This window comes from Salmonella sp. HY31 (genome assembly GCF_042604575.1).
In the GTDB taxonomy this organism is placed as follows: domain Bacteria; phylum Pseudomonadota; class Gammaproteobacteria; order Enterobacterales; family Enterobacteriaceae; genus Salmonella; species Salmonella diarizonae.
This window is the reverse complement of the sequence record NZ_CP170479.1, coordinates 4672006-4687011: the sequence shown is the minus strand read 5'-3', so window position 1 is coordinate 4687011 and position 15006 is coordinate 4672006. Positions and strand designations below refer to the sequence as shown.

Genomic DNA, 15006 nt, shown 5'->3' with positions numbered 1-15006 from the left:
TCAGACAATCTGTGTGGGCACTCGAGGATACGGATTCTTAACGTCCCCGGACGAAAAATGAATACCAAGTCTCTGAGTGAACACGTAATTCATTACGAAGTTTAATTCACGAGCATCAAACTTAAATTGAAGAGTTTGATCATGGCTCAGATTGAACGCTGGCGGCAGGCCTAACACATGCAAGTCGAACGGTAACAGGAAGCAGCTTGCTGCTTTGCTGACGAGTGGCGGACGGGTGAGTAATGTCTGGGAAACTGCCTGATGGAGGGGGATAACTACTGGAAACGGTGGCTAATACCGCATAACGTCGCAAGACCAAAGAGGGGGACCTTCGGGCCTCTTGCCATCAGATGTGCCCAGATGGGATTAGCTTGTTGGTGAGGTAACGGCTCACCAAGGCGACGATCCCTAGCTGGTCTGAGAGGATGACCAGCCACACTGGAACTGAGACACGGTCCAGACTCCTACGGGAGGCAGCAGTGGGGAATATTGCACAATGGGCGCAAGCCTGATGCAGCCATGCCGCGTGTATGAAGAAGGCCTTCGGGTTGTAAAGTACTTTCAGCGGGGAGGAAGGTGTTGTGGTTAATAACCGCAGCAATTGACGTTACCCGCAGAAGAAGCACCGGCTAACTCCGTGCCAGCAGCCGCGGTAATACGGAGGGTGCAAGCGTTAATCGGAATTACTGGGCGTAAAGCGCACGCAGGCGGTCTGTCAAGTCGGATGTGAAATCCCCGGGCTCAACCTGGGAACTGCATTCGAAACTGGCAGGCTTGAGTCTTGTAGAGGGGGGTAGAATTCCAGGTGTAGCGGTGAAATGCGTAGAGATCTGGAGGAATACCGGTGGCGAAGGCGGCCCCCTGGACAAAGACTGACGCTCAGGTGCGAAAGCGTGGGGAGCAAACAGGATTAGATACCCTGGTAGTCCACGCCGTAAACGATGTCTACTTGGAGGCTGTGCCCTTGAGGCGTGGCTTCCGGAGCTAACGCGTTAAGTAGACCGCCTGGGGAGTACGGCCGCAAGGTTAAAACTCAAATGAATTGACGGGGGCCCGCACAAGCGGTGGAGCATGTGGTTTAATTCGATGCAACGCGAAGAACCTTACCTGGTCTTGACATCCACAGAAGTTTGCAGAGATGCGAATGTGCCTTCGGGAACTGTGAGACAGGTGCTGCATGGCTGTCGTCAGCTCGTGTTGTGAAATGTTGGGTTAAGTCCCGCAACGAGCGCAACCCTTATCCTTTGTTGCCAGCGATTAGGTCGGGAACTCAAAGGAGACTGCCAGTGATAAACTGGAGGAAGGTGGGGATGACGTCAAGTCATCATGGCCCTTACGACCAGGGCTACACACGTGCTACAATGGCGCATACAAAGAGAAGCGACCTCGCGAGAGCAAGCGGACCTCATAAAGTGCGTCGTAGTCCGGATTGGAGTCTGCAACTCGACTCCATGAAGTCGGAATCGCTAGTAATCGTGGATCAGAATGCCACGGTGAATACGTTCCCGGGCCTTGTACACACCGCCCGTCACACCATGGGAGTGGGTTGCAAAAGAAGTAGGTAGCTTAACCTTCGGGAGGGCGCTTACCACTTTGTGATTCATGACTGGGGTGAAGTCGTAACAAGGTAACCGTAGGGGAACCTGCGGTTGGATCACCTCCTTACCTGAAAGAAGCGTACTTTGCAGTGCTCACACAGATTGTCTGATGAAAAACGAGCAGTAAAACCTCTACAGGCTTGTAGCTCAGGTGGTTAGAGCGCACCCCTGATAAGGGTGAGGTCGGTGGTTCAAGTCCACTCAGGCCTACCAAATTTTCCCTGAATACTGCGTTGTGAAATAACTCACATACTGATGTATGCTTCGTTATTCCACGCCTTGTCTCAGGAAAAATTATCGGTAAAGAGGTTCTGACTACACGATGGGGCTATAGCTCAGCTGGGAGAGCGCCTGCTTTGCACGCAGGAGGTCTGCGGTTCGATCCCGCATAGCTCCACCATCTCGTGAGTGTATTACGAAAAAATACTTCAGAGTGTACCTGAAAGGGTTCACTGCGAAGTTTTGCTCTTTAAAAATCTGGATCAAGCTGAAAATTGAAACAAGAACAATTCCGATTGTTCATGAGTCTCTCAAATTTTCGCGACACGATGATGTTTTACGAAACATCTTCGGGTTGTGAGGTTAAGCGACCAAGCGTACACGGTGGATGCCCTGGCAGTCAGAGGCGATGAAGGACGTGCTAATCTGCGAAAAGCGCCGGTAAGGTGATATGAACCGTTATAACCGGCGATGTCCGAATGGGGAAACCCAGTGTGACTCGTCACACTATCATTAACTGAATCCATAGGTTAATGAGGCGAACCGGGGGAACTGAAACATCTAAGTACCCCGAGGAAAAGAAATCAACCGAGATTCCCCCAGTAGCGGCGAGCGAACGGGGAGGAGCCCAGAGCCTGAATCAGCATGTGTGTTAGTGGAAGCGTCTGGAAAGGCGCGCGATACAGGGTGAGAGCCCCGTACACAAAAGCGCACATGCTGTGAGCTCGATGAGTAGGGCGGGACACGTGGTATCCTGTCTGAATATGGGGGGACCATCCTCCAAGGCTAAATACTCCTGACTGACCGATAGTGAACCAGTACCGTGAGGGAAAGGCGAAAAGAACCCCGGCGAGGGGAGTGAAACAGAACCTGAAACCGTGTACGTACAAGCAGTGGGAGCCTCTCTTTATGGGGGGTGACTGCGTACCTTTTGTATAATGGGTCAGCGACTTATATTCTGTAGCAAGGTTAACCGCATAGGGGAGCCGAAGGGAAACCGAGTCTTAATTGGGCGTTAAGTTGCAGGGTATAGACCCGAAACCCGGTGATCTAGCCATGGGCAGGTTGAAGGTTGGGTAACACTAACTGGAGGACCGAACCGACTAATGTTGAAAAATTAGCGGATGACCTGTGGCTGGGGGTGAAAGGCCAATCAAACCGGGAGATAGCTGGTTCTCCCCGAAAGCTATTTAGGTAGCGCCTCGTGAACTCATCTCCGGGGGTAGAGCACTGTTTCGGCTAGGGGGCCATCCCGGCTTACCAACCCGATGCAAACTGCGAATACCGGAGAATGTTATCACGGGAGACACACGGCGGGTGCTAACGTCCGTCGTGAAGAGGGAAACAACCCAGACCGCCAGCTAAGGTCCCAAAGTCATGGTTAAGTGGGAAACGATGTGGGAAGGCCCAGACAGCCAGGATGTTGGCTTAGAAGCAGCCATCATTTAAAGAAAGCGTAATAGCTCACTGGTCGAGTCGGCCTGCGCGGAAGATGTAACGGGGCTAAACCATGCACCGAAGCTGCGGCAGCGACACTGTGTGTTGTTGGGTAGGGGAGCGTTCTGTAAGCCGTTGAAGGTGTCCTGTGAGGGGTGCTGGAGGTATCAGAAGTGCGAATGCTGACATAAGTAACGATAAAGCGGGTGAAAAGCCCGCTCGCCGGAAGACCAAGGGTTCCTGTCCAACGTTAATCGGGGCAGGGTGAGTCGACCCCTAAGGCGAGGCCGAAAGGCGTAGTCGATGGGAAACGGGTTAATATTCCCGTACTTGGTGTTACTGCGAAGGGGGGACGGAGAAGGCTATGTTGGCCGGGCGACGGTTGTCCCGGTTTAAGCGTGTAGGTGTGTGTTCCAGGTAAATCCGGTTCACTTTAACACTGAGGCGTGATGACGAGGCACCACGGTGCTGAAGCAACAAATGCCCTGCTTCCAGGAAAAGCCTCTAAGCATCAGGTAACATCAAATCGTACCCCAAACCGACACAGGTGGTCAGGTAGAGAATACCAAGGCGCTTGAGAGAACTCGGGTGAAGGAACTAGGCAAAATGGTGCCGTAACTTCGGGAGAAGGCACGCTGACACGTAGGTGAAGTGATTTACTCATGGAGCTGAAGTCAGTCGAAGATACCAGCTGGCTGCAACTGTTTATTAAAAACACAGCACTGTGCAAACACGAAAGTGGACGTATACGGTGTGACGCCTGCCCGGTGCCGGAAGGTTAATTGATGGGGTCAGCGCAAGCGAAGCTCCTGATCGAAGCCCCGGTAAACGGCGGCCGTAACTATAACGGTCCTAAGGTAGCGAAATTCCTTGTCGGGTAAGTTCCGACCTGCACGAATGGCGTAATGATGGCCAGGCTGTCTCCACCCGAGACTCAGTGAAATTGAACTCGCTGTGAAGATGCAGTGTACCCGCGGCAAGACGGAAAGACCCCGTGAACCTTTACTATAGCTTGACACTGAACATTGAGCCTTGATGTGTAGGATAGGTGGGAGGCTTTGAAGCGTGGACGCCAGTCTGCGTGGAGCCGACCTTGAAATACCACCCTTTAATGTTTGATGTTCTAACGTGGACCCGTAATCCGGGTTGCGGACAGTGTCTGGTGGGTAGTTTGACTGGGGCGGTCTCCTCCTAAAGAGTAACGGAGGAGCACGAAGGTTGGCTAATCCTGGTCGGACATCAGGAGGTTAGTGCAATGGCATAAGCCAGCTTGACTGCGAGCGTGACGGCGCGAGCAGGTGCGAAAGCAGGTCATAGTGATCCGGTGGTTCTGAATGGAAGGGCCATCGCTCAACGGATAAAAGGTACTCCGGGGATAACAGGCTGATACCGCCCAAGAGTTCATATCGACGGCGGTGTTTGGCACCTCGATGTCGGCTCATCACATCCTGGGGCTGAAGTAGGTCCCAAGGGTATGGCTGTTCGCCATTTAAAGTGGTACGCGAGCTGGGTTTAGAACGTCGTGAGACAGTTCGGTCCCTATCTGCCGTGGGCGCTGGAAGACTGAGGGGGGCTGCTCCTAGTACGAGAGGACCGGAGTGGACGCATCACTGGTGTTCGGGTTGTCATGCCAATGGCACTGCCCGGTAGCTAAATGCGGAAAAGATAAGTGCTGAAAGCATCTAAGCACGAAACTTGCCCCGAGATGAGTCTTCCCTGAGACCTTGAGTCTCCTGAAGGAACGTTAAAGACGATGACGTTGATAGGCCGGGTGTGTAAGCGCAGCGATGCGTTGAGCTAACCGGTACTAATGAACCGTGAGGCTTAACCTTACAACGCCGAAGATGTTTTGGCGGTTGAGAGACGATTTTCAGCACTGATTCAGAGTTGAGTACGCAATAATTTGCGCAGCAGCAAGGCGGCAAGCGAAGGAAAGGAAGGAGCATACAGAAGTATGTGCCTGACTTTACGAATGCAGCCAACACCGCTGATGCGATAAAGAATTGCGTACAGAGCACAAAAGAATTTGCCTGGCGGCCGTAGCGCGGTGGTCCCACCTGACCCCATGCCGAACTCAGAAGTGAAACGCCGTAGCGCCGATGGTAGTGTGGGGTCTCCCCATGCGAGAGTAGGGAACTGCCAGGCATCGAATAGTGAAGAAGCCCATCCTGACGGATGGGCTTTTTTGCGTCTGCTGCAAAAAATGCGGTGAATAGTCGGTGTGTCCCGGCTACAGAACAGCACACAGAGCCCGGAGCAGGCGTTTACGCCCACTCCGCGGCGGCAGTTAACCCTAACGTCGCTACGATAAACGCCACAATTCCATCAACATCGTTCAAATCGAGTACCGGAACGCCAATATCCAGCGCAATATCGCTGGCTACGGCGATCGTATGCTCATCGATAGCCAACTCATTCACATCGTGCCCAGCGTCGTTACGGAACAGAACGATCTTGGCCACGGACTCATGCTTAAAGCCTTCTACCAGCACCAGATCCAGCTTTGATGCATCCATCCGACTCACCAGCCATGCCAGATCTAACTCTTCTTGCTCCGGCGTTTCAGTCATTAACGCCCAGCGCTGCTGACTGGCAACCAGCGTCTGTGCCGCCCCGGCTTTACGCAGCTCGTAGCTATCTTTACCCGGCTTATCGACATCCATATCATGATGGGTATGCTTAATCAGCCCTGGCCGAATCCCGCGCGCACAAAGTGCTGGGATCAGTTTTTTCAGCAGTGTTGTTTTTCCCGTTCCGCTCCACGCGGCAATTGCGAGTAGCGGTATTATGGTCTCTTTTGCCATTTCGCGAGTTCCTCCGGCGTGTTGACGTTCACAAATGCCTCCTTACAATCACTGAAATCAACGGCGTGTCCGCCTGCCTGGTGCATAAAAATCATTACCCGCCGCTCGCCTGCTTGCAAATAAGCTGTCAACTGGGGCTGAACGGAACGATTAATCAACGCGATCGTTGGATGATCGCGTTCTCCATCACGAACCCAAACCACGGGTGCGCTATGACGCTGCGCTGCTAAACGATCGACTATGTTGTGGGGGATATAGGGATTGTCACAGGGGCAAAATAGAAACCAGTCGCCTGCTACCTGCTGAAAAACGGAAAGCATACCCGCCAGCGGACCGGGAAAGTCAGCGATTGAATCCGGAATGACTTTCAGGCCGCTGGCCCGGTAGATATCCAGATGGCGATTAGCGCTTACGACGACCGTAGCAAGTTGTGGCGCGAGCGCGTCGGCAACGTGCCGCCAGAGCGGTTTACCGTCCAGTTCAAGCAGACCTTTATCCGCACCTCCCATCCGTCGGGCTTTACCGCCTGCCAGCACCACGCCGGTTATCACTTCATCCTGATTCACCGATATCGCCTCTTTTATTGTGGGATTGACCCTGCTACCGTGTCTGTATCAAGAATAAGGAGCACAGCTATGAAATGTAAACGTCTGAATGAAGTCATTGAACTCCTCCAGCCAGCCTGGCAGAAAGAGCCCGATCTTAACCTGACGCAATTTTTGCAGAAACTGGCGAAAGAGTCAGGTTTTGACGGCAATCTGGAAGAGTTAACTGATGATATCCTGATTTACCATCTGAAAATGCGCGATTCCGCCAAAGACGCCGCCATACCGGGGATTCAAAAAGACTATGAAGAAGACTTTAAAACGGCGCTTTTACGCGCCCGCGGCGTTATTAAAGAGTAAAACCTTGTAAGCGGCGCCACCGAAATCGCCACGAAATGATATCCTGAATCATTCGTAGTATTTTCCGGATGATGGGATGAACGACAACGCTTTTACTTTCCAGACGCTACACCCGGAAACCATCATGGATGCGCTGTTTGAACAGGGGATCAGGGTGGATTCCGGGCTGACTCCGCTAAACAGTTATGAAAACCGCGTCTATCAGTTTCAGGATGAAGATCGGCGACGTTTTGTCGTTAAGTTTTATCGTCCTGAACGCTGGTCTGTTGATCAAATTCGGGAAGAACACCAGTTCGCGCTTGAACTGGTGAAGGATGAGGTTCCGGTTGCTGCTCCGCTCGCTTTTAATGGCCAGACGCTGTTAGCGCATCAGGGCTATCATTATGCCATTTTCCCCAGCGTAGGCGGTCGTCAGTTTGAAGCGGACAATATCGATCAGATGGAGGCGGTAGGGCGTTATCTTGGCCGATTGCATCAGACGGGGCGAAAACGAGCTTTCACTTTCCGGCCTGACATTGGGCTTGCAGAGTATCTTTTTGAACCTCGCCAGGTATTCGAAGATGCCGCACTGATTCCCTCCGGGCAAAAAGCGGCTTTCCTGAAAGCCACTGATACTCTACTGTCTGCAGTTACCGAATGCTGGCGCACTGATTTCACCACGCTGCGATTGCACGGCGATTGTCATGCCGGCAACATTCTATGGCGTGATGGACCGCTGTTTGTCGATTTAGATGATGCCCGTAACGGCCCGGCGATACAGGATTTATGGATGCTGCTGAATGGCGACAAAGCCGAACAGCGAATGCAGCTTGAAACCATTATTGAAGCTTATGAAGAAGTTAGTGAGTTCGATACGTCTGAAATCGGTCTCATTGAACCTTTACGCGCTATGCGTTTAGTTTATTATCTTGCCTGGTTGATTCGTCGTTGGGGCGATCCTGCGTTTCCGAAAAACTTTCCCTGGTTAACAGGGGAAGATTACTGGCAGCGACAGACAACGACTTTTATTGAGCAGACAAAAATTTTGCACGAACCCCCTTTACAATTAACGCCAATGTATTAATCGGAGAGAGTTGATCATGAAAAAGATTTGGCTGGCGCTGGCTGGTATGGTTTTAGCTTTTAGCGCCTCGGCAGCACAGATCAGCGACGGTAAACAGTATATCACGCTGGATAAACCGGTCGCTGGCGAACCCCAGGTGCTGGAGTTCTTCTCCTTCTACTGCCCACATTGTTATCAGTTTGAAGAAGTGCTTCATGTGTCTGACAACGTGAAGAAAAAGCTTCCGGAAGGCACCAAAATGACCAAGTACCACGTTGAGTTCCTGGGGCCGTTGGGCAAGGATCTCACCCAGGCATGGGCGGTGGCGATGGCGTTGGGTGTAGAAGATAAAGTCACGGTCCCGCTGTTTGAAGCCGTACAGAAAACCCAGACAGTACAATCTGCCGCGGATATCCGTAAAGTGTTCGTTGATGCGGGCGTCAAAGGCGAAGATTACGATGCGGCATGGAACAGCTTCGTGGTGAAATCACTGGTTGCGCAACAGGAGAAAGCCGCGTCTGACCTGCAATTGCAGGGCGTTCCGGCGATGTTCGTAAATGGCAAATACCAGATTAACCCACAAGGCATGGATACCAGCAGCATGGATGTTTTTGTTCAGCAGTATGCTGATACTGTGAAATATTTGGTTGATAAAAAATAAAAAGAACGCCGGTCACTGACCGGCGTTTTTATAAGACGTTTTAATCCCTTCTATCTGTATATCTTTCTTATCCCACAGCGTATTAAGCCAACGTTGAAAACGGCGTTTGAATATTTTGTCGTTCACGTAATCGCCGTGCAGTCCTTCATTTATGGGTTCCAGTTGCACCCGAACAACAATACGCGTCAGCCTACCGCTTAGCATATCGTAGAAGGGGTGGCGATCGTTGTTTGGGTAACACAACGTAATATTAAGCAGCTTATCGAACTGTGCGCCTAAGACGTTAATCGCCATTGCAATACCGGCTGCTTTTGGTGGCAACAGATGTTGATAGGGTGAATGCGTTTGCTGGCGTTTCTCATGCGTAAATCGCGAGCCTTCAACAAAGTTAACGATAGTGGTGGGATACCGGCGAAACTTTTCGCAAGAGCGACGAGTCGTTTCAACATCTTTGCCGCGTCGATTAGGATGGCGGAGCAGGTAGCTACGGGAATAGCGCTTCATAAACGGCATATCTAATGCCCAGCACGCCAGTCCGATGAAAGGCACCCAGGCCAATTGCTGTTTAAGAAAGTACTTATTCATTGGGATATGCTTGCGGAACAGAACGCAAAGCACAACGATATCGGCCCAGCTACGATGATTACAAATCAGTAAATACCAATTTTTCTTGCTCAGTCCTTCTAACCCTTCTACATCCCATTGCAAATGCGGATTAAGGCGTAGCAGCGCTGCAAGACCAGCACACCAGCAATACATCATGAAATTGCAGAAAATGGAGACCTTACGCCAGACGCCGGGAACAGGCAAAAGGAGCTTTACCATTCCGGCAACGATGATCGGTACTGAGCAAACTATGGTGACCAGGATGGTCAATACGATACTCAATAGGAGCGTGATCGCCGCGAGTATTCTCGTCATAATGAATTATTCAAAAGTTAGCCATAAACGGTGCGCGAAAACGGCGCAAGAGGCTGATTCTATCAGAAAACGATGCTAATGATGGCGCGGAGTGAAATAGAAACACTCGTAACAACTATCCACATTATGATAACGGCATGAATCAGATAATAAGAAAAGTGTGATGTTAACAACTAATTGAAAATAATAGGTAATTATTAAGATGTGAAGACTATCGCGCTGATTTTAAAGCAATGGCAAGAATTTATACACAAAGTTATCCACAGATTGTTTTGCGAGCGATCCTGAAGATCCACAAAACTTTTCTGCAAATACGGCGAAAAACTCAAGTTTTCCTCCTGTATGTGGCATCCTTTAACCATAATCTGTTAAACAGGCACGGACATTATGGTTCAGATCCCAGAAAACCCACTTATTCTCGTAGATGGCTCATCCTATCTCTATCGCGCCTATCATGCGTTTCCGCCGTTAACCAACAGTGCGGGAGAACCTACGGGCGCAATGTATGGTGTCCTCAACATGTTGCGCAGCCTGATCATGCAGTATCAGCCGACGCATGCTGCGGTGGTGTTTGACGCCAAAGGAAAAACCTTCCGTGACGAGCTCTTTGAACATTACAAATCGCATCGTCCTCCTATGCCAGATGATCTGCGTGCGCAAATAGAGCCGTTACATGCCATGGTTAAAGCAATGGGGCTACCCCTGCTGGCGGTCTCTGGCGTAGAAGCGGATGACGTTATCGGTACACTGGCGCGAGAAGCGGAGAAGGTGGGGCGTCCAGTATTAATCAGCACTGGCGATAAAGATATGGCACAGTTGGTGACGCCGAATATTACGCTGATCAACACCATGACCAACACCATTCTCGGCCCGGATGAAGTCGTTAATAAGTATGGTGTGCCGCCTGAACTGATTATCGACTTTCTGGCGCTGATGGGGGACTCCTCGGATAATATTCCGGGCGTACCTGGCGTGGGCGAGAAGACGGCACAAGCCTTGCTTCAGGGATTGGGCGGCCTGGATACGCTGTACGCCGAGCCGGAAAAAATTGCCGGTCTCACTTTCCGCGGTGCCAAAACGATGGCCGGTAAGTTAGCGCAGAATAAAGACGTAGCGTACCTGTCTTATAAACTAGCCACCATTAAAACGGATGTTGAGCTGGAGTTGACCTGCGAACAGCTTGAAGTTCAGCAGCCGATTGCGGATGAACTGCTGGGCCTGTTTAAAAAATATGAGTTTAAGCGCTGGACGGCGGACGTCGAGTCAGGCAAGTGGCTACAGGCAAAGGGCGCGAAACCGGTGGCGAAACCGCAGGAAACGGTCGTTATTGATGAATCGCCCAGCGAGCCGACAGCGGCGCTCTCTTATGAAAATTATGTCACTATTCTGGACGAAGCCACGCTGGAAAGCTGGATTGAAAAGCTGAAAAAAGCGCCAGTTTTCGCTTTCGACACGGAGACCGACAGCCTGGATAATATCGCCGCCAACCTGGTGGGCCTCTCGTTTGCTATCGAGCCTGGCGTTGCCGCGTATGTGCCTGTCGCGCATGATTATCTGGACGCTCCGGATCAAATCTCCCGCCAGCGTGCGCTGGAACTGCTGAAGCCGTTGCTGGAAGATGAAAAAGCGCGCAAAGTGGGGCAAAACCTCAAGTACGATCGTGGTGTCTTGCAGAACTATGGCATTGAGCTGCGCGGTATCGCCTTTGATACCATGCTTGAGTCTTACATTCTGAACAGCGTCGCCGGACGCCATGATATGGACAGCTTGTCCGATCGTTGGCTGAAGCACAAAACGATCACCTTTGAAGAAATTGCCGGGAAAGGCAAAAACCAGCTCACCTTTAATCAGATCGCGCTGGAGGAAGCGGGACGCTATGCGGCAGAAGATGCGGATGTCACGCTACAGTTGCATCTCAAAATGTGGCCTGAGCTCCAGCAGCACAAAGGCCCACTGAATGTTTTCGAAAACATCGAAATGCCGTTGGTGCCGGTACTGTCGCGCGTTGAGCGCAACGGCGTAAAAATCGATCCTGCTGTTTTGCACAAACATTCGGAAGAAATTACGCTACGTCTGGCGGAACTGGAAAAGAAAGCGCATGACATAGCGGGCGAGGCGTTCAACCTGTCCTCAACGAAGCAGTTACAGACCATCCTGTTTGAAAAGCAGGGTATTAAGCCGCTGAAGAAAACGCCTGGCGGTGCGCCGTCAACATCGGAAGAGGTGCTGGAAGAGCTGGCGCTGGACTATCCACTGCCGAAAGTGATTCTGGAGTATCGTGGTCTGGCGAAGCTAAAATCTACCTATACCGATAAGCTGCCGCTGATGATTAACCCGAAAACCGGGCGCGTCCATACGTCCTATCATCAGGCGGTAACGGCGACGGGACGTTTATCGTCGACCGATCCGAACCTGCAAAATATTCCGGTGCGCAACGACGAAGGCCGCCGCATTCGTCAGGCATTTATTGCGCCTGAGGATTATCTCATCGTGTCTGCGGACTATTCACAGATTGAGTTGCGTATTATGGCGCATCTTTCCCGTGATAAAGGACTGCTCACGGCGTTCGCCGAAGGGAAAGATATCCACCGCGCAACGGCGGCGGAAGTATTTGGCCTGCCGCTGGATAGCGTGACCGGGGAACAGCGCCGAAGTGCGAAAGCCATTAACTTTGGCCTGATTTACGGTATGAGCGCCTTTGGTCTTTCTCGCCAGCTTAATATCCCGCGTAAAGAGGCGCAGAAGTATATGGATCTCTACTTCGAACGCTACCCTGGCGTGCTGGAATATATGGAGCGCACCCGCGCTCAGGCAAAAGAACAAGGCTACGTGGAAACGCTGGAGGGACGCCGCCTTTACCTGCCGGATATTAAATCCAGCAACGCGGCGCGGCGTGCGGGGGCAGAGCGTGCGGCGATCAATGCCCCCATGCAGGGAACGGCAGCCGATATCATCAAGCGTGCAATGATTGCCGTTGATGCCTGGCTACAGGCCGAGCAGCCGCGCGTGCGGATGATTATGCAGGTACACGATGAACTGGTGTTCGAAGTGCATAAAGACGATTTAGATGCGGTATCAAAACGTATCCATCAGTTGATGGAAAACTGTACGCGTATTGATGTGCCGTTGCTGGTGGAGGTCGGCAGCGGAGAAAATTGGGATCAAGCGCACTAAGCGTTTAGAGGATAACGCGCTTTTTTCGTAATTAAGCAACATAAGTGAGGGGGTTTTGTGATAGATATTAGAATTCCCTATGTAAAGAATGAAAAAAAAATTACGAAAAAGTCTTTCTGTGTTGCTCAAAAAAGAGTAAAGTTATTCACGTAGGGTACAGAGGTAAGATGTTCTATCTTTCAGACCTTTTACTTCACGTAATCGGATTTGGCTGAATATTTTAGCCGCCCCAGTCAGTTTATGACTGGGGCGTTTTTTATTGGACGGAAGAAAAGGTTATGAGCCGGATAAGACGCGTTTGGTCGCCATCCGGCATTTATGGCCTGATGGCGCTTATCCGTCCTACCCGTTTATTCGGCGTCCTGCGCCTTTTCTACCGGCGCTAACTCGCTAAACCAGCTATCCAGCTTCTGACGTAACTTATCTACTCCCTGCTTTTTCAACGAGGAAAACGCTTCTACCTGCACATCGCCATTAAAAGCCAGCACGGCTTCACGTACCATATTCAACTGCGCCTTGCGCGCGCCGCTGGCCAGTTTGTCCGCCTTGGTCAACAGTATCAGAACCTGGATATTGCTCTCTACAGCCCACTGGATCATCTGTTGGTCGAGGTCTTTCAACGGATGGCGGATATCCATTAAAACGACTAAGCCTTGTAGGCTTTGACGTTTCTCCAGATATTCCCCCAGCGCGCGTTGCCATTTGCGCTTCATCTCTTCCGGGACTTCCGCGTAGCCATAGCCTGGCAGGTCGACCAGTCGTTTGCCATCTACCACTTCAAACAGGTTAATCAGTTGGGTGCGGCCTGGCGTTTTAGAGGTGCGCGCCAGGCTCTTTTGGTTGGTCAGGGTGTTCAGGGCGCTGGATTTACCTGCATTGGAACGGCCAGCAAAAGCCACTTCAATTCCGGAATCGGAAGGTAAATGGCGAATATCAGGCGCACTCATCACAAAATGCGTCTGTTGATAATTCAGGTTAGTCAAAGCGGTCGTCTCCGTCAGTCAAAGCTTTGTCGCGATTATACCTGAACGCCAGCAAAAGGCGGATTTTTCGGCGTGCCGACGCTGTAAGCAAAAGCCATACACTTCGTGAGATATTGCCCATTGTCCCTATGCGATATGACAGAGTCGTTGTAATGTTAAAAACCAGTTAATACAGTTAAATCATAAATTTATAGAGGGGTAATTGTCTGAAAAAGAGGAAATTGCCGCGTTGGTATCTTGTGAGTTTACCCCAAAAGAGTAAAGTAACGCGCATAGCGAGGACGCTAACAGGATCAACGACTCAGGATGAGGGTCAGGAGCGCCAGGAGGCGAAGACTCAGGATTGTCAGGAAGACAAACGTCCGGAGACGTTAGTAAAAGGAAATGGAAACAACATGGAATGTTCCAGGCTAAGGGAAAAACAGGGCGTGTTGATAGCCAACAGGGATGGTGGAACCCGTTAAGGGGCGTGGGTCAAGAAAAAAGGCGGCAGATTACTCTGTCGCCTTTTTTCTTTGCTTGCTTTCTGCTAGATTCCGCCTCAATTCTATACTGAATAAAACGGCTTAAAGATCTGACATCATGAAAAAACCAACCTCTGCACCGCGCAGTAAAGCCTTTGGCAAACAGCGTCGTAAAACGCGTGAAGAGTTAAACCAGGAGGCGCGCGACCGTAAACGCCTGAAAAAACATCGCGGTCATGCTCCGGGAAGTCGCGCGGCGGGCGGCAATTCCGCTTCGGGCGGCGGCAATCAGAATCAACAGAAAGATCCACGTCTTGGCAGTAAAACACCTGTTCCATTGGGCGTGACTGAAAAAGTGACCCAACAGCATAAACCAAAAAGTGAGAAACCTATGCTTTCACCGCAGGCGGAGTTGGATTTACTGGAAACGGATGAGCGCCTGGATGCGCTGTTAGAACGTCTGGAAGCGGGCGAAACCCTGGGGACTGAAGATCAAGCCTGGGTAGATGCCAAACTGGATCGTATTGATGAACTGATGCAGAAGCTTGGTCTGTCTTACGATGACGAGGAAGACGAAGAAGAGGACGAGAAGCAGGAAGATATGATGCGCCTGCTAAGAGGCGGCAACTAACGGGTTTACACCGTGGGTTTGCCCGTCCTGCTTATAACCCTTCCGGTTATATGTTATCTGGTGTGGTTATTCGTTAAACTACAGCGATTGTCGCGGCGACAGAAATGGTTGCGCAACCGGCTTGCCGCCCGTCATGGCGTGAAGTCGGTACGCCGTACCCGCCAGAG

Annotated in this window: 10 protein-coding genes, 2 tRNA genes and 3 rRNA genes; 11 read left to right on the top strand and 4 right to left on the bottom strand. The window is 51.2% G+C overall.

The window, feature by feature from the left end:
• The first annotated feature begins 123 nt into the window (after positions 1–123).
• The 5 genes from ACE15A_RS22430 to rrf all read left to right on the top strand — a co-directional run bounded on the left by ACE15A_RS22430 (position 124) and on the right by rrf (position 5399).
• A 16S ribosomal RNA gene (locus ACE15A_RS22430) occupies positions 124–1665 on the top strand.
• A 69-nt stretch (positions 1666–1734) separates the two neighbouring features.
• Positions 1735–1811: transfer RNA gene (locus tag ACE15A_RS22425), tRNA-Ile, on the top strand.
• 111 nt (positions 1812–1922) lie between these two features.
• Positions 1923–1998: transfer RNA gene (locus tag ACE15A_RS22420), tRNA-Ala, on the top strand.
• A 180-nt stretch (positions 1999–2178) separates the two neighbouring features.
• Positions 2179–5086 (top strand): 23S ribosomal RNA (locus ACE15A_RS22415).
• A gap of 197 nt (positions 5087–5283) precedes the next feature.
• Positions 5284–5399 (top strand): 5S ribosomal RNA (gene rrf / locus ACE15A_RS22410).
• Together the 16S, 23S and 5S rRNA genes with 2 tRNA genes alongside form the textbook arrangement of a ribosomal RNA operon.
• 119 nt (positions 5400–5518) lie before the next feature.
• Here the strand turns inward: rrf and mobB are convergent.
• Positions 5519–6043, bottom strand: coding sequence for a molybdopterin-guanine dinucleotide biosynthesis protein MobB (mobB, locus tag ACE15A_RS22405; RefSeq protein WP_072158755.1), 525 nt, complete (start codon positions 6041–6043; stop codon positions 5519–5521).
• The gene (mobA, locus tag ACE15A_RS22400; protein WP_053509927.1) at positions 6040–6624 is read right to left on the bottom strand and encodes a molybdenum cofactor guanylyltransferase MobA; all 585 of its coding nucleotides are present in this window, start codon (positions 6622–6624) and stop codon (positions 6040–6042) included. Before mobA ends, mobB begins: the two co-directional genes overlap by 4 nt.
• A 69-nt stretch (positions 6625–6693) precedes the next feature.
• Here mobA and ACE15A_RS22395 point away from each other — a divergent pair, with 69 nt between their 5' ends.
• The 3 genes from ACE15A_RS22395 (at position 6694) to dsbA (ending at position 8666) form a co-directional block, all read left to right on the top strand.
• Complete coding sequence (locus ACE15A_RS22395) at positions 6694–6963, top strand: YihD family protein (protein WP_023249088.1); 270 nt, start codon at positions 6694–6696, stop codon at positions 6961–6963.
• Positions 6964–7039: 76 nt separating this feature from the next.
• Positions 7040–8026 (top strand): serine/threonine protein kinase, encoded by a 987-nt coding sequence (locus ACE15A_RS22390; protein WP_053509929.1) that lies wholly within the window; start codon positions 7040–7042, stop codon positions 8024–8026.
• A gap of 16 nt (positions 8027–8042) precedes the next feature.
• A complete protein-coding gene (dsbA, locus tag ACE15A_RS22385) occupies positions 8043–8666 on the top strand; it encodes a thiol:disulfide interchange protein DsbA (protein WP_000725358.1) in 624 nt (207 codons plus the stop codon).
• 12 nt (positions 8667–8678) lie between these two features.
• Here dsbA and ACE15A_RS22380 read toward each other — a convergent pair whose 3' ends face one another.
• Positions 8679–9587, bottom strand: a complete 909-nt coding sequence (locus ACE15A_RS22380; protein WP_053509931.1) for an acyltransferase — start codon at positions 9585–9587, stop codon at positions 8679–8681.
• Between the two features lie 387 nt (positions 9588–9974).
• On the opposite strand from ACE15A_RS22380, the gene polA reads away from it, so the two are divergent.
• Entirely contained in the window at positions 9975–12761 is a 2787-nt protein-coding gene (gene polA, locus ACE15A_RS22375; protein WP_064055738.1) for a DNA polymerase I, read from the top strand.
• A 350-nt stretch (positions 12762–13111) separates the two neighbouring features.
• On the opposite strand, the gene yihA is transcribed toward polA, so the two are convergent.
• Entirely contained in the window at positions 13112–13744 is a 633-nt protein-coding gene (gene yihA / locus ACE15A_RS22370; protein WP_023249093.1) for a ribosome biogenesis GTP-binding protein YihA/YsxC, read from the bottom strand.
• Between the two features lie 239 nt (positions 13745–13983).
• Between yihA and ACE15A_RS22365 the strand changes: the two genes are divergently transcribed.
• Together ACE15A_RS22365 and yihI are read left to right on the top strand one after the other, a co-directional pair.
• The gene (locus ACE15A_RS22365) at positions 13984–14208 is read left to right on the top strand and encodes a hypothetical protein (protein ID WP_023249094.1); all 225 of its coding nucleotides are present in this window, start codon (positions 13984–13986) and stop codon (positions 14206–14208) included.
• A gap of 118 nt (positions 14209–14326) precedes the next feature.
• Positions 14327–14839, top strand: coding sequence for a Der GTPase-activating protein YihI (yihI, locus tag ACE15A_RS22360; protein ID WP_023249095.1), 513 nt, complete (start codon positions 14327–14329; stop codon positions 14837–14839).
• The last annotated feature ends 167 nt before the right edge of the window (positions 14840–15006 follow it).

Bases quoted from the DNA above. Each gene is read 5' to 3' on its own strand.
- polA (WP_064055738.1), top strand. From the start codon at position 9,975: ATGGTTCAGATCCCAGAAAACCCACTTATTCTCGTAGATGGCTCATCC.
- dsbA (WP_000725358.1), top strand. From the start codon at position 8,043: ATGAAAAAGATTTGGCTGGCGCTGGCTGGTATGGTTTTAGCTTTTAGC.
- ACE15A_RS22390 (WP_053509929.1), top strand. From the start codon at position 7,040: ATGAACGACAACGCTTTTACTTTCCAGACGCTACACCCGGAAACCATC.
- ACE15A_RS22395 (WP_023249088.1), top strand. From the start codon at position 6,694: ATGAAATGTAAACGTCTGAATGAAGTCATTGAACTCCTCCAGCCAGCC.
- yihI (WP_023249095.1), top strand. From the start codon at position 14,327: ATGAAAAAACCAACCTCTGCACCGCGCAGTAAAGCCTTTGGCAAACAG.
- ACE15A_RS22380 (WP_053509931.1), bottom strand. From the start codon at position 9,587: ATGACGAGAATACTCGCGGCGATCACGCTCCTATTGAGTATCGTATTG.